Origin of the sequence: Clavibacter michiganensis (assembly GCF_021216655.1) — a bacterium.
Taxonomy (GTDB): domain Bacteria; phylum Actinomycetota; class Actinomycetes; order Actinomycetales; family Microbacteriaceae; genus Clavibacter; species Clavibacter michiganensis.
Genome location: NZ_CP080437.1, coordinates 1,310,733 through 1,326,356, shown reverse-complemented (window position 1 = coordinate 1,326,356; position 15,624 = coordinate 1,310,733). Strand labels below are relative to the sequence as shown.

At 74.2% G+C, this 15,624-nt stretch carries 17 protein-coding genes; 10 read left to right on the top strand and 7 right to left on the bottom strand.

Features of this window, described 5'->3' with window-relative positions; translation table 11 throughout:
• Window positions 1-47 precede the first annotated feature (47 nt).
• Together K0V08_RS06170 and K0V08_RS06165 are read left to right on the top strand one after the other, a co-directional pair.
• Window positions 48-680, top strand: coding sequence for a recombinase family protein (locus K0V08_RS06170; protein WP_012038755.1), 633 nt, complete (start codon window positions 48-50; stop codon window positions 678-680).
• A 108-nt stretch (window positions 681-788) separates the two neighbouring features.
• Window positions 789-2,174 (top strand): D-alanyl-D-alanine carboxypeptidase/D-alanyl-D-alanine-endopeptidase, encoded by a 1,386-nt coding sequence (locus K0V08_RS06165; protein WP_079534610.1) that lies wholly within the window; start codon window positions 789-791, stop codon window positions 2,172-2,174.
• Between the two features lie 37 nt (window positions 2,175-2,211).
• On the opposite strand, the gene K0V08_RS06160 is transcribed toward K0V08_RS06165, so the two are convergent.
• From K0V08_RS06160 to K0V08_RS06140, 5 genes are all read right to left on the bottom strand, one after another.
• The gene (locus tag K0V08_RS06160; protein WP_012038753.1) at window positions 2,212-2,874 is read right to left on the bottom strand and encodes a response regulator; all 663 of its coding nucleotides are present in this window, start codon (window positions 2,872-2,874) and stop codon (window positions 2,212-2,214) included.
• Window positions 2,871-4,118, bottom strand: a complete 1,248-nt coding sequence (locus K0V08_RS06155) for a sensor histidine kinase (RefSeq protein WP_079534612.1) — start codon at window positions 4,116-4,118, stop codon at window positions 2,871-2,873. The genes K0V08_RS06160 and K0V08_RS06155 overlap by 4 nt, the downstream gene beginning before the upstream one ends.
• Window positions 4,119-4,197: 79 nt before the next feature.
• On the bottom strand, window positions 4,198-4,407 hold the full coding sequence (locus K0V08_RS06150; protein WP_012038751.1) for a hypervirulence associated TUDOR domain-containing protein: 210 nt from the start codon (window positions 4,405-4,407) through the stop codon (window positions 4,198-4,200).
• Window positions 4,407-5,204 carry an SDR family NAD(P)-dependent oxidoreductase gene (locus K0V08_RS06145; protein WP_012038750.1) on the bottom strand — a complete coding sequence of 266 codons (798 nt, stop codon included), beginning with the start codon at window positions 5,202-5,204 and terminating at the stop codon, window positions 4,407-4,409. The genes K0V08_RS06150 and K0V08_RS06145 overlap by 1 nt, the downstream gene beginning before the upstream one ends.
• A gap of 121 nt (window positions 5,205-5,325) precedes the next feature.
• Window positions 5,326-5,886 (bottom strand): Dps family protein, encoded by a 561-nt coding sequence (locus tag K0V08_RS06140; RefSeq protein ID WP_079534702.1) that lies wholly within the window; start codon window positions 5,884-5,886, stop codon window positions 5,326-5,328.
• A gap of 243 nt (window positions 5,887-6,129) precedes the next feature.
• Here K0V08_RS06140 and K0V08_RS06135 point away from each other — a divergent pair, with 243 nt between their 5' ends.
• From K0V08_RS06135 to K0V08_RS06115, 5 genes are all read left to right on the top strand, one after another.
• Window positions 6,130-7,008 carry an SMP-30/gluconolactonase/LRE family protein gene (locus tag K0V08_RS06135; protein WP_012038748.1) on the top strand — a complete coding sequence of 293 codons (879 nt, stop codon included), beginning with the start codon at window positions 6,130-6,132 and terminating at the stop codon, window positions 7,006-7,008.
• An 82-nt stretch (window positions 7,009-7,090) separates the two neighbouring features.
• Window positions 7,091-7,657, top strand: a complete 567-nt coding sequence (locus tag K0V08_RS06130; RefSeq protein WP_012038747.1) for a type 1 glutamine amidotransferase domain-containing protein — start codon at window positions 7,091-7,093, stop codon at window positions 7,655-7,657.
• 47 nt (window positions 7,658-7,704) lie between these two features.
• The gene (locus K0V08_RS06125; protein ID WP_079534614.1) at window positions 7,705-8,232 is read left to right on the top strand and encodes a hypothetical protein; all 528 of its coding nucleotides are present in this window, start codon (window positions 7,705-7,707) and stop codon (window positions 8,230-8,232) included.
• A gap of 9 nt (window positions 8,233-8,241) precedes the next feature.
• Window positions 8,242-8,856 carry a signal peptidase II gene (locus K0V08_RS06120; RefSeq protein ID WP_079534616.1) on the top strand — a complete coding sequence of 205 codons (615 nt, stop codon included), beginning with the start codon at window positions 8,242-8,244 and terminating at the stop codon, window positions 8,854-8,856.
• A 22-nt stretch (window positions 8,857-8,878) separates the two neighbouring features.
• The gene (locus K0V08_RS06115; RefSeq protein ID WP_079534618.1) at window positions 8,879-9,712 is read left to right on the top strand and encodes an aldo/keto reductase; all 834 of its coding nucleotides are present in this window, start codon (window positions 8,879-8,881) and stop codon (window positions 9,710-9,712) included.
• An 81-nt stretch (window positions 9,713-9,793) separates the two neighbouring features.
• Here the strand turns inward: K0V08_RS06115 and K0V08_RS06110 are convergent, their stop codons facing one another.
• On the bottom strand, window positions 9,794-10,525 hold the full coding sequence (locus K0V08_RS06110) for a M50 family metallopeptidase (RefSeq protein WP_079534620.1): 732 nt from the start codon (window positions 10,523-10,525) through the stop codon (window positions 9,794-9,796).
• Window positions 10,526-10,631: 106 nt separating this feature from the next.
• Here K0V08_RS06110 and K0V08_RS06105 point away from each other — a divergent pair, with 106 nt between their 5' ends.
• Window positions 10,632-11,159, top strand: a complete 528-nt coding sequence (locus tag K0V08_RS06105; protein WP_012038742.1) for an adenine phosphoribosyltransferase — start codon at window positions 10,632-10,634, stop codon at window positions 11,157-11,159.
• Between the two features lie 4 nt (window positions 11,160-11,163).
• Here K0V08_RS06105 and K0V08_RS06100 read toward each other — a convergent pair whose 3' ends face one another.
• Window positions 11,164-12,423 (bottom strand): cobalamin-independent methionine synthase II family protein, encoded by a 1,260-nt coding sequence (locus tag K0V08_RS06100; protein WP_079534622.1) that lies wholly within the window; start codon window positions 12,421-12,423, stop codon window positions 11,164-11,166.
• A 242-nt stretch (window positions 12,424-12,665) separates the two neighbouring features.
• Here K0V08_RS06100 and K0V08_RS06095 point away from each other — a divergent pair, with 242 nt between their 5' ends.
• Both K0V08_RS06095 and K0V08_RS06090 read left to right on the top strand, forming a co-directional pair.
• Entirely contained in the window at window positions 12,666-13,154 is a 489-nt protein-coding gene (locus tag K0V08_RS06095) for a VanZ family protein (protein ID WP_079534624.1), read from the top strand.
• A 104-nt stretch (window positions 13,155-13,258) separates the two neighbouring features.
• Entirely contained in the window at window positions 13,259-15,535 is a 2,277-nt protein-coding gene (locus K0V08_RS06090) for a HelD family protein (protein ID WP_172406916.1), read from the top strand.
• Window positions 15,536-15,624: the final 89 nt, after the last annotated feature.

The window sequence follows — 15,624 nt, the reverse complement described above, 5'->3', positions numbered from 1 at the left end:
TGGCGCGGGGGCGCACGCAGGGGGAGGCAACGCATGAGGGAGGACGCATGACCACGCTCGTCGGATACGTCCGCGTCGCTCGCTCCGAGGAGCCGTACCAGGACCAGGTCGACGCCCTCGACGCGGCCGGCTGCGAGCGGATCTTCGTCGACGTCGCCGGTGGACGCAGGGCCCCGCGCCCCGGCCTCCAGGACGCGCTCGACTACCTCCGCGAGAACGACGAGCTCCTCGTCGTGAGCCTCGACCGGCTGGGGCCGGGCGCCGCCGACGTGGTGCGGATCCTCAACGGGCTCGAGGCGCGCGGCATCGCGTTCCGCGCCATCCGCGACGGGCTCGAGGCCGGCACCGCGGCCGGCCGCGGGCTGTTCGCGGCCACGCTCGCGCTCGCGACGGTGGAGGCGACGACGGAGGCCGAGCGGCACCGCAAGCGGTCCGCCGACCGGTCCGCGGGATCCGCACCGGAGGGCGCCCCCGAGGCCGCCCCCGCGACGCCCGCCGCACCCGCCCTCCCGTCGTTGCCCAAGGGCATCACGCGCCGCAAGCTGCAGATCGCCGTCGAGGAGCGCTCGAAGGGGCGCGACACAGCGGAGATCGCGCGCGTGCTCGACGTGAGCGAGCGCGTCGTCACGCGCGCGCTCGCCTGGGCCGAATCGGGCCGCCAGGGCGGCATGCTGCGCTGACGCCGGGTCGGCCGCGCGAGCTCGGGCCGCTCGCGCTCGTCCCCGCGACGGAGCGTGTCGGCACCCGCGGCCGAGGTGCCCGGCCCGGCCGTTTCCTACCCTGGGGACATGACCGGATCCCGCCCCGCGCCCGCCCGACGCCCGCCGGGTCGCTCCCGGTCCGTCCGCCGTCGCCGGGACGCCGTGCTCGCGGCCGTCGTCGCGACCGCGGTGGTCGGTGTCGGGCTCGTCACCGGGATCCTCCCGTCTCCCGCGGGCGGGGCCTCGGCGGATCCCGCGTCCTGCACGGTCGACGCGCTCACGGGCGGCTGGTCCACGGGCACGCTCCACCTCTCGGCTGCGGAGGTCGACGGCGACGCGGGGCGCGCCCTGCTCGACGTGCGCGGCGACGTGCCGGCGGCGACCGCCAGCACCATGAAGGTCCTCACCGCGGCGGCGGCCGTCGAGGGGCTCGGCCCCGACCGGCGCATCGCCACGCGCGTCGTCCAGGGCGCCCGGGCCGACACGGTCGTCCTCGTGGGCGGCGGCGATCCCACGCTCAGCCGCCTGCCGTCCGGCACCGACGGCGTCTACCCCGACGCCCCGCATCTCGACGACCTCGCGCGGCAGGTGCTCGACGCGCGCCGCGCCGATCCCGACCTCGCGGGCGTCCCCATCCGCCGCCTCCAGGTCGACAGCGGGCTGTTCACCGGGCCGGCCTGGCTGCCGGAGTGGCCGCTCGAGGCGAGGCGGGGCGGATCCATGTCGAACATCACGGCGCTCATGGTCGACGGCGACCGCGACGACCCGGCCGAGGCCTACTCGCGCCGCGGCGAGAAGGCGGTCGCGCGCGCGGCCGACGCCTTCGCGGCGCTCCTCGGCGACGACGTGGCGGCCGACGGCCCGCTCGTGACCGCTGCACCCGGATCCGCCGTGCTCGGCACCGTGGAGTCCGCGCCCGTCCGCGACCTCGTCGGCTACATGCTCACCCACTCCGACGACACGCTCGCGGAGACCCTCGCGCGGCTCGTCGCGATCGAGACGGGCGCGGGCAGCGCCGCCGCCGACATCCGGAGCGGCACGCCCGCCGCCCTCGCGGATCTCGACCTGCCGACCGACGGCGTGGTCCTGGTCGACGGCTCGGGCCTCTCGGACGCGAACCGCGTCCCCGCCGCGCTCCTCACGCGGCTCATGGTGCGTGTCGCCGAGCACCGCGGCGACCTCGCGATCGTCGACGCGGGTCTCGCGGTCGCGGGGCGCACGGGCACGCTCGCGGAGGGCGGCCGCTTCACGGGCGAGGCCGACGCCGCGGCCGGCCGGATCCGCGGCAAGACGGGCACGCTCGAGCGGATGCACGGCCTCACCGGCATCGCGGACGCGGCGGACGGCACCGAGGTGGCCTTCACGATCTGGGCAGAGGACGTGGATCCGTCCGTCCCCGCCGAGTCCGCCCGCGCCGAGATCGACGCGCTCGCGACCGACCTGCACCGCTGCGGCAGCGCGCTCGGCGGCTGATCCGCGGGCCGGACGACGACGCGCGGGCAGCCGGCGGCTACGACCCGGCGCGCTCCACGAGCCGGTGGTCGTGCGCGTACACGACGAGCTGCACGCGGTCCCGGAGCGCGAGCTTGGCGAGGATGCTGCTCACGTGCGTCTTCACGGTCGACTCGCTCACGAACTCGAGCGCTGCGACCTCCGCGTTCGAGAGGCCGCGCGCGACGTGTCCGAACACGTCCTTCTCGCGCGCGCTCAGCGACCGGAACGCGGGCGGCGCCGGGGGAGCGGGGGCGGCCGTCGCGTCCGAGGTGAACAGCTGCGTGAGCTCGTCCGGCGCGAGGACGGCGCTGCCCGCGTGCACGGCGCGGATCGCCGCGGCGAGGAAGGCGGGCGTCGCGTCCTTGAGCAGGAAGCCGCTCGCGCCGCCGCGGATGGCCGTGGCCGATGCCCGGTCCAGCGCGAACGTCGTCAGCACGATCACGCGGGGCGGGGCGTCGCGGGTGCCGTCGAAGAGCGCCCGCACGGTCTCGAGGCCGTCCATCACGGGCATGCGCATGTCGAGGAGCACGACGTCGGGCCGCACCTCGTCGATCACGGCGAGCCCCTGCCGTCCGTCGCCGGCCTCGCCGACGACCTCGAGGTCGGGCTGGGCGTCGAGGGCGACGCGCACGCCGCCGCGGAACAGCTCCTGGTCGTCGACGAGCACGATGCGGATCACGGGCGGCCTCCCGGCACGGTGGGGATGGGGTGCGCGGCCGGCAGGGGGATGCGGGCGCGGGCGGTGAACAGGTCGTCGACGGGCTCGGCCTCGAGGTCGCCGCCGACCGCGGCGAGCCGGGCGCGCATGCCCTCGACGCCGGTGCCGACGCGCAGCGCGCCCAGCCCGAGCGGATCGACGTGGTCGGGCGCGGGACCGCGCAGGGCGACGGGGTTCTCGACCTCGAGCACGACGTCGGCGGTCCGCCAGGTCTCGCGCAGGCGGATCCGCCCGCCCGGCTCCCCGTGGCGCATCGCGTTGGTCGTCATCTCCTGCGCGACGCGGCGGATGACCACCTGGCGCGCGGGATCCACTGCCCGGCGCGCGCCGCGCACCTCGTGCGCCAGGTCGACGCCCGCTGCCCGCACCTGCGCGACGACCGCGTCGAGGTCCTCGGGCCCGTCGTCGGCCTCGGCCGTGCTGGTGCCGCTCAGCACCTCGCGCACCTCGGCGAGCGAGCGGCGGGCGGTGTCGGCGATGGTGGCGGAGACTCCGCGGATCCGCTCCTCGTCGTCGAGGAACTGCACGGAGTCGGCCTGCGCGATGATCACCGCGAGCGAGTGCCCCACGATGTCGTGCACGTCGCGCGCCATGCTCGCCCGCAGCGTCTCGGCCTGCGCGAGGTCGACGGCCTTCACGGCGGTGTCCTCGGCCTGGACGCGGAGGCGCGACTCGGCGGTGCGGGAGCGGATCACGCGCACCACGAGGCCGGTCAGCCACGCGAGGAGGAGGGCGAGGACGGGCGCCGCGGCGAAGATCACGCCGCCGGGGCCGCCGGGCTGCGTCAGGACGGAGAAGCGCGCGCCCGTCTGCAGGAGGTAGACGGTGGCCACCGAGCCGCCGACGAGGGCGGACGCGGCGCCGAGGACGGCGGTCGGGCGGGATCCGCGTCGCGCCGTCGAGTAGAGCACGAGGAGCAGCGCCACGTCGGCGAAGCCGGGCCGCTCGCCCAGCTGCCACTGCGCCAACGCCATCGCCCAGGCCAGGACGAGCGCGGTGCCCGGGAGGACCGAGCGCACGATGATGGCGGCGAACGCCAGCGCGGCGACGAGGAGGCTCGCCTCCTGCACGTCCACGGGCGGGACCACGGCGAGGCCGGCGATCAGGAGTCCGGCGATCGCGTCGATCGCGAGCTCGGCACCGCTACGGCGACGGGGTGACGCCGTCGACGTCGAGCGCGTCACGGCTGCGGTCCCGGTGTCCATCGGCCACAGCCTAGGCGCGGCCCCGCGAGCGGGTCGCCCCTCGCGGGTACCGGTCGCCGGTACCCGCGGGGGAGGATCCCTACTTCTTCTTCGTCAGCGCGGATCCCTTGTGGGCCGCGGTCTTGCCGGACTTGTCGCTCTCCACGATGTAGGCGGGCTCGTCGCCCGACGCGGTGAAGTGCTGCCCGTCGTGCTGGAAGTCCTTCGTCTTCTCCTCGACGACCTTGCCGTGCGTCTCGCCCTGGGGCGTGTTCCAGGTGACGTGGTCGCCCTTCTTGAGACCGGCCATCAGATCGTCGCCACCGATCCGGAGTCGACGCGGTAGTTGGATCCGTTCACGAACGACGCGAGGTCGGAGCAGAGGAACGCGACCACGTTGGCGACCTCGGCGGGCTCGCCGCGGCGCTTGAGCTCCATGTAGGGGCGCTCCTCGTCGAGGAACGACTCGATCGCGTCGTCCGTCGAGGTGCCCAGCTGGTCGGCGCGCTTCTCCATCATCGCGTCGGTCATGGGCGTGTGGATGAAGGCGGGCGAGACCGCGTTCACGAGCAGGCCCTCCTTCGCGTAGCTGCGCGACAGGCCCTTCGACAGCGCGAGGATCCCGGCCTTGGCGGCGCAGTAGGGGAGCTCGTCGTCGTACGGCTGCACGGCGTCCTCGGAGGCGAGGAACACGATCCGGCCCCAGCCGCCCTTGCGGAGCGACGGGAGGAACCGCTTCACGAGCCGCACGGGTCCCATGAGGTCGACCTCGATGGTGTTCGTCCAGCCCTCGTCGTCGATCTCGTGGAAGAGGCCCTGTGCGCCCGTGATGCCCGCGGACTGCACGAGGATGTCGATGTCGCCGACCGCCTCCTGCACCTTGTCGTGCAGCGCGGCGAGCGACTCGACGCTCGTCACGTCGGCCGCGAACGCGTGCACGCGGTCGCCGCCGTCGAGCTTCGCGGCGGCCTCGTCGAGCGATCCCTGGTCCTGGTCGCTGAGGACGACGGTCGCGCCCTCGCTGAGGAGGATGCGGGCGGTCTCCCACCCGATCCCCGAGTCGGCGCCCGTGATGAGCGCGGTCTTGCCTGTGATCCCGAGGTCCATCTCGGTCTCCTCACTGCCCCTCGCGAGGGGCGTCGTGGTGTGTCTGCCGTGCCCTCGCGGACACGACGAGGGCCGCACCTGGCGGCGCGGCCCTCGGGTCGTGATGTGCGTGCTGCTCGCGCTACTCGGCGGCCGAGCCGACGCGGCGGTTCTCCGCGGAGACCATCCACGCGTACTGCTCGAGCGCGGTGATGAAGCCGTGGAGCAGGTCAGCGGTGGTCGGGTCCTCCTCGTCGACGTCGTCGTGGACCTCGCGCATGGTGTGCACGGCGGCCTCGAGGCGCTGGGTCACCAGGTCCACGGTCTCGGCCGTGTCGACCTCGCCCTGCGGGTACTCGGGGAGCGTCGTGGTCTCGGCGACGGTGTCGCTGCGGCCGTCCGGCGTGGCGTGCAGGGCGCGCATGCGCTCGGCCAGGTCGTCGCTGAACTCGCGCGCCGAGTCGATGATCTCGTCGAGCTGGAGGTGGAGGTCGCGGAAGTTCTTGCCGACGACGTTCCAGTGCGCCTGCTTGCCCTGGATGTGCAGCTCGATGAGGTCGACGAGCACCTTCTGCATGCTCTCGTGCAGCTGCTCGCTGGCCGTGAAGCCCCGCTCGACGTTCTGCCGCTTGGTCTTCTTCGAGCCCTCGGGCTGGGTGGCCTTCTCGGATGCGCTGGTGGGGCGTTCGACGGTCGTGGTCATGTGCGACTCCTCGTTCTGTTCGTTCGTGGGGTCGGGGGTTCCCGATCCGTGCGGGGAGGCGTCCGGTGGGATCGCGCCCCGCGGGCCGGGCGCGCTCTCGCGCGTCATCCGGCCTCTCCTCGACGGTACGCCCGCCGCTTCCTCGTCGCACGAACGATGAGGGCGCTCACAGTCTGCGCTCAGCGACGCGGGCGGTCGCTTCGCTCCGCGGACGGACGGACGCTCCGGTGCTTGGCTGGATCCATGACCGTCCTCACGTCCGACCTCCGCGTCCTGCGCGACGCCCGCGCGATCCTCGTCGAGAGCCTCTGGTGGGATCCGGCGGGCGACGTGATGTGGAACGACATCACCGCGGGCACGCTGCACCGCAGCCCGTGGGAGGGCGCGGCCGACGGATCAGACGACACCGTGCTGGAGCTGCCGCCGCCGCTCGCGTCCTTCCAGCCGGCCGACGACGGCGGCTTCGTCGCGGGGCTCGGCGACCGCATCGTGCTGGTCGACCGCGCGGGCCGGATCACGCGGGAGCTCGCCCGGGTGGAGCACGCCCACGGCGGCATCCGGCTCAACGAGGGAAAGGTCGATCCGGAGGGCCGCTTCGTCATCGGCTCCATGGACGTCACCGACGGCGAGCCCGACGCGGCCGTCTACTCGATCGACGGATCCGGCGCCCTGCGCACGCTCCTCGGCGGCTTCGCGGTCACGAACGGCTTCGAGTGGACCGACGGCGGCCGGACCATGATCCTCACGGACACGGGGCAGCAGACCGTGTACCGCGCGCCCTACTCCGCCGACGGCGAGCTCGGGGAGCTCGAGCGCTGGATCCGTGGGGAGATGAGCGACGGCCTCACCCTGGACGTGGAGGGGTACGCGTGGAACGGGATCTACGGCGGCGGGAAGGTGATCCGCTGGGCGCCCGACGGCACGAAGGACCTCGAGTTCGAGGTCCCGGCGCCGAACGTCACCTCGGTCGCCTTCGCGGGACCCGACCTCCGCACCCTCGTCATCGGCACCGCCCGCGAGAACCTCACGGAGGAGCAGCTGGAGGAGCACCCGCTCTCCGGCGGAGTCTTCGCGATCGACACCGCCGTGTCCGGACGACCGGTGTCCGTCTTCCGCACCTGACGCGGTCGGGGCCCGGCGGCCGGGCGTAGCGTCGAAGGGGCCGTCCGACCGGGCGGCGACACTCTCACGAGGAGGAACGCACATGACCGGAGAGAGCATCCAGGGCCGCACGGTGGCCTTCCTGCTGACGGACGGCTTCGAGCAGGTCGAGCTGACGGAGCCGTGGAAGGCCGTGCAGGAGGCCGGCGGGAAGCCCGTCCTCGTGTCCCCGAAGTCGGACACCGTGCAGGGGCTGAACCACATCGACAAGGCCGACACGTTCGACGTGGACGTGCAGGTGAAGGACGCCGACGCGGCCGACTACGACGGCCTCGTGCTGCCCGGCGGCGTCGTGAACGCGGACGACCTCCGCGTCGACGCCGACTCGGTCGCCTTCGCCAAGGCGTTCTTCACCGCCGGCAAGCCCGTCGCGTCCATCTGCCACGCGCCGTGGATCCTGATCGAGGCCGGCGTGGTCGACGGCCGCCGCATGACCTCGTACCCGACCCTCGCGACCGACCTCCGCAACGCGGGCGCCGAGTGGGTCGACGAGGAGGTCGTGGTCGACAGCGGCTTCGTCACGAGCCGCAACCCGGACGACCTGCCCGCGTTCAACGCGAAGCTGATCGAGGAGATCGCCGAGGGCGAGCACGACGAGCAGCACGCCTGACCCGTCGGGCCCACCCGCCCGGACAGCCGCGCACCTAGGGTGAGGGCGTGACCACGCCCTCACCCGATGCGCGCTTCCGCCAGACCACGCCCGCCCCGCGCGCGATCCGCATCGCGGGCCTCGTGATCGCGGGGATCGGCCTCGTGGTGCTGGTCGCCACCGGGGGCTCCGCGCTCGGCATGGTCGTGGCCGTGCTGCTGGTGGCGGTGGGCGCGGTGGTCGGATCGCTGCGGATCCGCATCACGCTCGACACGGACGAGGTCGAGGTGACGCTCGTGCCGCTGAGGCGCATGCGGATCCCGTTCTCCGCCATCGCGGACTGCACGGTCGTCGACCACCTCCGCCCGCGGACCGTCGGCGGGATCGGCGTCCGGCGGCTGCCGGGCGGCGGCGCGGCGATCCTGCTCGACGCCGGCCCCGCCGTCGCGATCGAGTCGGCCGACGGGACGCGCCACCTCGTCCGCAGCACGTTCCCGCGGGAGGCGGCCACGCGGATCCGCGACCGGGCCGCCGCCGCGCCCATCGCCCCGTCCGACGCCGGCGACCCGGAGGATCCGGCCGCGACCACCGCCTAGGCTCGTCGCGTGACCACCGCACCTGCCGCCGCACGCCGTCCCCGCACCTCCCGCCCCGTCGTCGTGGCGCTCGCGGTCGTCGTGGTCGTGGTCGGCTTCGTCCTCGACCAGCTCAGCAAGCGCTGGGCCGTCGACGCCCTCGGTGGCGGCGAGACCATCCCGCTGTTCCCGACCGCGCGCTTCGCCCTCGTCTACAACCCGGGCGTCTCCTTCGGCATGGGCGCCGAGGTCGGGCCGCTGCTCACCGTCGGGATCATGGCGCTCGCGCTCGGCCTCGCCGTGTGGGTCGGCTGGCAGATCCGGCACCGCGCGTCGCTCCTGCAGGTGCTGCTGCTCTCGGCCGTGCTCGCGGGCGCGCTCGGCAACCTCTTCGACCGCATCACGCGCGCGGAGGACGGGCCGCTGTCCGGCCACGTCGTCGACTTCATCGCCGTCGAGTGGTTCGCGGTCTTCAACGTGGCCGACATCCTCACTGTCTGCGGCATGATCGCGTGGGCGCTCACCACCGTGTTCGGGCGCGACCACGTGGCCGACGCGCGCGAGGCGGATGGCGTCGCGGAGGCGGACGACGCGGCCGTCGACCCGGCCCCCGACACCGGATCCGCGGCCACCGACCGCGCCTGACGCCCCGGCGTAGCGTGAGGGGATGACCACGATCCCCACACTGGAACTGTCCGACGGGAACCGCATCCCCGCCATCGGCCTCGGCACGTACGGGCTGGACGACGACGCGGGCGCCGAGCTCGTCTCCGGCGCGATCGGCGCCGGCTACCGCCTGCTCGACACGGCTCTCAACTACGGCAACGAGGCCGCGGTGGGCGACGGGATGCGCCGCTCCGGCGTCCCGCGCGAGGAGCTCTTCCTCACCACCAAGCTGCCCGGCCGCCACCACGGCTACGACGAGACGATCGCGTCCTTCGAGGAGTCGCGAGCTTCGCTCGGCGTCGACTACGTGGACCTCTACCTCATCCACTGGCCGAACCCGAGCGTCGACAGATACGTCGACAGCTGGCGCGCGTTCATCGAGCTGAAGGAGCGCGGGCTCGTCCGCTCTATCGGCGTCTCCAACTTCACGCCCGCGCACCTCACGCGCATCCAGGACGAGACGGGCGTGCTGCCCGTCGTCAATCAGGTGGAGCTGCACCCGACCTTCGCGCAGGCGGATCTCCGCGCGTTCCACGCCGAGCACGGCATCGTGACGGAGAGCTGGTCGCCGCTCGGCACCCGCGAGCGGCTCATGCAGGACCCCGCCGTCGTGGCGGCCGCCGAGGCGCACGGCGTCACGCCGACGCAGGCCGTGCTGCGCTGGCACGTCCAGTCGGGCGCTCTGCCGATCCCGCGGTCCACGGATCCCGAGCGCCAGCGCCAGAACCTCGACGTCTTCGGCTTCGAGCTCACCGAGGAGGAGGTGCGCGCGATCGGCTCCGGCCCGCAGTCGCGCCTCTGGGACGGCGACCCGGACACGCACGAGGAGATGTAGCGGCGGATCCCGTCACCCGCGGCCGTCGCGTCCCACCCGGGGCGGGGCGGCCGCGTCGCGTGCGGGGCGGTCGGGGTGATGTCAGGCGGCGAGGAGCGCCGGGATCCCGAGCAGCACGACGCCGCCGACGAGGCAGGCGGCCGCGACGACGACGAGCACGCCGACCCACAGGATCCCCGGCAGGTGCGTGAGCCGCCCGAGCTGGTCGGCGTCGGACGCGCCGCCGCCACGTCGGGAGCGCGACCGCTGCAGCTCGAGCGTCGCCCGCAGCGCGCCGAGCAGCAGGAACAGCGCGAGGGCGTGCGCCGCGACGCCCTGCACCACGATCGGGGCCGCACCCGCGACCACGCCCACCACCACGCCGGCGACGAGGCACGACCACAGCCCGAACCAGTTGCGCACCTGGATCACGACGAGCGCGAGCAGCAGCAGCCACAGCCAGAGGACCGCGGCCGAGCGCCCGGTTCCCGCGAGCCACGCGGCCCCGAGCCCCGCGAGCGCGGGCGCCGGGTAGCCGGCGAGCAGCGTGACGACCATGCCCGGTCCGCGCGGCCGGCCGACGCTCACGGTGAGGCCCGAGGTGTCGGAGTGCAGCCGGATGCCCGCGAGCCGCCGCCCGCTCAGCGTCGCCGCGAGCCCGTGGCCGCCCTCGTGCACGATCGTCACCGCGTGCCGGGTGAGCCGCCATGCCGCCGGCACGAGCACGAGCACCGCGGCGAGCGCGACGGCGACGAGCGCCGGTCCCGTCTCGAGCGGCGCCTCGACGGCGGTCGCGCGCGCGACGACGTCGCGGACGATCTCGACGGGGTCCATGGGGCTCCTCGGGTCGGCGGGGATGCGGGAGTCGGGCGGGGAGCGCCCAGCCCACCACATCCACCTGACGGACCGCCGCCGCCCGGCCACCGACTACCGTTGTCGGGTGCCCGAGACCCCCGCATCCGACCTCGTCCGCTCCCTGCTGCTCACCGTCCCCGACTTCCCCCAGCCGGGGATCCTCTTCCGCGACCTGACGCCCGTCCTCGCCGACGGCCCGGCCCTGCGCGCCGTGGTCGACGACCTCGTGGCCGCGTGCGGACCCGTCGACGCGGTCGCCGGGGTCGAGGCGCGCGGCTTCCTGCTCGCCGCGGCCGCCGCGTACGCGTCCGGCGTCGGCACGCTCGCGGTCCGCAAGGCCGGCAAGCTGCCCGGCGAGGTGCTCCGCGAGACCTACGCGCTCGAGTACGGCGAGGCGGCCATCGAGCTGCACCCCGGCCAGCTGGCACCCGGATCCCGCGTGCTGCTCCTCGACGACGTCCTCGCCACCGGCGGCACCCTCGAGGCGGCCGCGCGGCTGCTGGAGCGCGCCGGCTACGAGGTGGCGGGCATCGGCGTCGTGCTCGAGCTCGCCGACCTCGGCGGTCGGGAGAGGCTCGCCGGCCACGACGTGCGCGCCATCCTCACGCTCTGACGGGTCAGCTCCAGAGCCGCCGGGTCGCGATCTCCGCGCCCTGCGCCAGGCTCTCGAGCTTCGCCCACGCGATCTGCGGGTGGATCCGCCCGCCGAGCCCGCAGTCGGTCGACGCGATCACGCGCTCCCGGCCTACGAGCCGCGCGTAGCGCTCGATCCGGTCGGCCACGAGCTCCGGGTGCTCGACCACGTTGGTCGCGTGCCCCACGACGCCCGGTACGATGAGCTTCCCGTCGGGCAGCTCTACGTCCTCCCACACGCGCCACTCGTGCTCGTGCCGTGCGTTCGCGCCCTCGAACGAGTACGCGCCCGCGTCGATCTCGAGCATCGTCCGCACCAGGTGCCGGAATTCGATGTCCGTCGTGTGCGGCCCGTGCCACGAGCCCCAACAGAGGTGGAAGCGGATCCGCTCCTGCGGCAGCCCGCGCAGCGCGTGGTTGAGCGCCTCCACGCGGATGCGCGTGAACGCGAGGTAGTCCTCCACGCTCGGCTCCGGGTTGATCTGGTCCCAGTTCTCCGCGATCGACGGGTCGTCGATCTGCAGCACGAGCCCCGCGTCGATGATCGCGACGTACTCCTCGCGCATCGCATCCGCGCACGCCCAGATGAACTCCTCCTCGGTCGCGTAGTGCAGGTTGCCGATGCGCGAGGCGCTGCCGGGGGAGAGGGACGTGATGAACCCCTCCTCGTACCCGTTCGCGTCGAGCGCGTGCTTCAGGTGCGCGATGTCGGCCTGGATGGCGTCGTGGCCCGTGTAGGAGACCGGCCCGGTGGCGCTCGGGAACTCGATCGGCGCATCGCCCACGGTGATTCCGCTCGACGGATCGCGGTAGGCGTCGGCGAAGATCGTCCAGTCGCGGCGGTCGGGGAAGGTCGTCAGCCGCACGTCCCCGGGCGAGCTGCGCACGGGCTCCGAGGAGAAGGGCCCGCCCGGCACGAGCTCGAGCCCGCTCAGGCGCTGGAACGAGTACGACCACCATGCGCCGTAGTCGATCGCGCTCGACATGGCCTTGCCGTACTCGCCGTCGCCGGGCACCGTGATCCCCACCTCGCGTTGGCGGGCGACGAGGCCGTCGACCGCGTCGGCGAGCACGGCGTCGAGGCCGTCGTCGGCCGGGTCAGGGGCCTGCGCCGACGAAGCGCCGCCGCCGACGATCACGGCCTTCCGGCTGTCGGCGCGCGCCGCGTTGGCGGCGATGAGCGCGTCCGTCCGCGGCAGGCTGCCGGCGTGGGACGTCTGGATCCGATCTGTGCTGTCGAGCATGGGGACCTCCGCGGGTCTCTCGTGCCGTCGGGCGGCCTCGGACGACCGCCCGCGGCGAGCGGGAACTGATCGCAGGCGGTGTCCGTCCGCGGATGCGGTGGGACGCGAGGCTTCGCGGGATGCGCTGCACGCACATGGTCCCACCGGGTCATCCCCGAGGACGGGTCGGCCGCAACAGGGCGTCACGGAACCGGCACCTCCGGCGGATCCGGCGCACAGGGGCGAGCCCGGATGATGGACAGATGCTCCTCCGCCACCCCGTCCTCGGAACCGCGACGGCCCTGTACCTCGGCCTGGTCGCGTGGATCACGCTGTCGCCGGAGCCCTACGACCGCCGCATCGACGGCTACCTCTTCCGCGCCCTCCGCGCGCTCCACCGGCACGACGGCACCTCGTGGATCACGTACTCCGCCGTCGAGGGCGCCGCCAACGTCGCGATGTTCGTGCCCGTCGGCATGTTCCTCGTGCTCCTGCTCGGCCGGTCGCGCTGGTGGCTCGCGATCGCGCTCGGCGTCGGCCTCTCGGCGCTGATCGAGACCGCGCAGGCGTTCCTCCCCACGCGCGTCTCCGACGTCCGCGACATCGTGCACAACGGCCTCGGCGCGCTCGTCGGCGTGGTGGTGGTCCTGATCCTCACCGCCCGCTCCGAGAACGCCCGCCGCCGCGCGCTCCGCCGGCGCCCGCAGCCCGCGACCACGGGCCCGCAGCGCCTGGTCGGCACGCGCCGCTGACCCCTACGCCGGCCGCCGTGCGCCGCCGTCGTCGGGGGCGCCCGCGGTCAGTCGGCACCCTCTCCGCTCGATAGGATTGACGCCGGATTCCAAGGGGTGTGCAGGTGACCGGTACGGAGCTGGAGCGCGAGCGGGCGTACGTCACCCGCCTCTACGGGCGACTCGACGCGGTGCGCGCGGAGACCCGGGACCAGCTGACGGCGGTGCGCGACAGCCCCACCGGCGGAACGCATCAGAACCGCTCCGAGCGCGACGCGTTCGCCCGCATCTACGAGGACCGCCTGCAGGCGCTCCGCGAGGTCGACGAGCGCCTCGTCTTCGGCCGCCTCGAGTTCGAGGACGGCCACCTGCCGGAGGACGAGCCCCGCGACGGCGCGCCCGCGCGCACGCCCGGCGACGGGGATCCCGTCTACCGGTACATCGGCCGCATCGGCCTCCGCGACGACGACCTCCAGCCGCTGCTCCTCGACTGGCGCGTGCCCCAGGCCAGCGCCTTCTACCAGGCCACCGCCGCCACCCCGCTCGGCGCCCGCGCGCGTCGCCACCTCACGACGCACGGCCGCGAGGTCGTGCACGTCGAGGACGAGGTGTTCGACCCGACGCTCCTCGACGAGGGCCGCACCAGCCTCCAGGGCGAGGGCGCGCTGCTCGCCGCGCTCGCCGCGGGCCGCACCGGCCGGATGAACGACATCGTCGCCACCATCCAGGCCGAGCAGGACCGCATCATCCGCTCCGACCTCCGCGGCGTGCTCGTCGTGCAGGGCGGGCCCGGCACCGGCAAGACCGCGGTGGCGCTGCACCGCGCCGCGTACCTCCTCTACTCGCACCGTGACCGCCTCGCGTCCTCGGGCGTGCTCGTCGTGGGTCCCAGCCGGTCCTTCCTCCAGTACATCGAGGCCGTGCTGCCGTCCCTCGGCGAGACCGGCGTCGTGCTCGCGAGCGTCGGCCAGCTGTACCCGGGCATCGACGCGGCCGGGGAGGACGCGCCCGAGGTCGCGGCCGTCAAGGGATCCGCCGAGATGGCCGGCCTCCTGCAGCGCGCCGTGCGCTCCCGCCAGGTCGTGCCCACCGAGGCCGTCACGCTCGACGTGAACGGCGAGCGCATCGTGCTGGAGCCGTCGCTCGTGGCCGGTGCCCTCCGCCGCGCGCAGGACAGCCGGAAGCCGCACAACGAGGCGCGCGTGGTGTTCAACAAGGCCGCCCTCGGATCCCTCGCCCAGGTCCTCGCGTCGCAGATGCGCCGCAACGGCAGCGCCCTCGACGACAGCGACCTCGCCATGCTCCGCGAGGACCTCCGCACCTCGTACGACGTGAAGGTCGCGCTCAACACCGCGTGGCTGCCGCTCACCCCCGAGAAGCTGATCCAGGACCTCTACGCGCGCCCGAACTGGCTCGCCTCGCTCACCCCGCGCTGGAGCCCGGAGCGGCGCGCGCTCCTCCGCCGCGACCGCGACGCGCCCTTCACGATCGCCGACGTGCCGCTGCTCGACGAGGCGGCCGAGCTCCTCGGCGAGTTCAGCGCGCAGGCCGACGCGAGCGCCCGCGAGCGCGAGCAGCAGCGCCTCCGCGACATCGAGAACGCCGAGCAGGCCATCGAGAACATGGGCGTCGGCGGCATGGTCACGGCCGAGCGCCTCGCGGAGGGCTTCGCCGAGCAGGCCGCGCGCCGCACGACCGCGGAGCGCGCCGCATCCGACCGCACCTGGACCTACGGCCACATCGTGGTCGACGAGGCGCAGGAGCTCAGCCCCATGCAGTGGCGCGTGCTCCTCCGCCGCTGCCCGCTGCGCTCCTTCACGATCGTGGGCGACGTCGCGCAGGCGAGCTCCGCGGTCGGCGTCACGAGCTGGCAGGACGCGCTCGGCCCGGTGCTCGGCCGCGAGTGGCGCCTCGAGGAGCTCACCGTCAACTACCGCACGCCCGCCCGGATCGCCGAGGCCGCCGAGCGCATGGCCATCGCGCACGGCCTCCCGGTCACCCGCTCGCGGGCCGTCCGCGAGGGCGAGCACCCCATCGACACGGTGGAGGTGGACGCCGACGAGGTCGTGTCCGCCGTGGTCGACGTGGTGGACGAGGAGCGCGAGGGCGGCGACACCGGCACGCTGGCGGTCATCGCCCGCGACGACCGCGTCGAGGAGCTGCACCGCGCGCTCGCCGAGCGGTTCGGATCCGCGGTCGGCATCGGCGTGGGCGGCCTCGGCCGACCCATCGCGGTCCTCGGATCCCAGGAGGCGAAGGGCCTGGAGTTCGACGTCGTCGTCATCGCGGAGCCCGACGAGATCCTCGCGCACACGTCGCGCGGCGCCGCCGGCCTCTACGTCGCCATGACCCGGCCGACGCAGCGCCTGCACATCGTCACGTCGACGGGCTTCGCCGCCTGATCCACGGCACCGCCTGACGCCTCACCGGCCCGCGCGCGGCGCTCGCGTGAACACTATGAAGACAAGTGGCACCGGGACCCGCACGCGCG

Bases quoted from the DNA above. Each gene is read 5' to 3' on its own strand.
- K0V08_RS06145 (WP_012038750.1), bottom strand. From the start codon at position 5,204: ATGGACCTCGGGATCACAGGCAAGACCGCGCTCATCACGGGCGCCGAC.
- K0V08_RS06155 (WP_079534612.1), bottom strand. From the start codon at position 4,118: ATGGACACCGGGACCGCAGCCGTGACGCGCTCGACGTCGACGGCGTCA.
- K0V08_RS06165 (WP_079534610.1), top strand. From the start codon at position 789: ATGACCGGATCCCGCCCCGCGCCCGCCCGACGCCCGCCGGGTCGCTCC.
- K0V08_RS06150 (WP_012038751.1), bottom strand. From the start codon at position 4,407: ATGGCCGGTCTCAAGAAGGGCGACCACGTCACCTGGAACACGCCCCAG.
- K0V08_RS06140 (WP_079534702.1), bottom strand. From the start codon at position 5,886: ATGACCACGACCGTCGAACGCCCCACCAGCGCATCCGAGAAGGCCACC.
- K0V08_RS06130 (WP_012038747.1), top strand. From the start codon at position 7,091: ATGACCGGAGAGAGCATCCAGGGCCGCACGGTGGCCTTCCTGCTGACG.
- K0V08_RS06115 (WP_079534618.1), top strand. From the start codon at position 8,879: ATGACCACGATCCCCACACTGGAACTGTCCGACGGGAACCGCATCCCC.
- K0V08_RS06100 (WP_079534622.1), bottom strand. From the start codon at position 12,423: ATGCTCGACAGCACAGATCGGATCCAGACGTCCCACGCCGGCAGCCTG.
- K0V08_RS06135 (WP_012038748.1), top strand. From the start codon at position 6,130: ATGACCGTCCTCACGTCCGACCTCCGCGTCCTGCGCGACGCCCGCGCG.
- K0V08_RS06170 (WP_012038755.1), top strand. From the start codon at position 48: ATGACCACGCTCGTCGGATACGTCCGCGTCGCTCGCTCCGAGGAGCCG.
- K0V08_RS06095 (WP_079534624.1), top strand. From the start codon at position 12,666: ATGCTCCTCCGCCACCCCGTCCTCGGAACCGCGACGGCCCTGTACCTC.
- K0V08_RS06110 (WP_079534620.1), bottom strand. From the start codon at position 10,525: ATGGACCCCGTCGAGATCGTCCGCGACGTCGTCGCGCGCGCGACCGCC.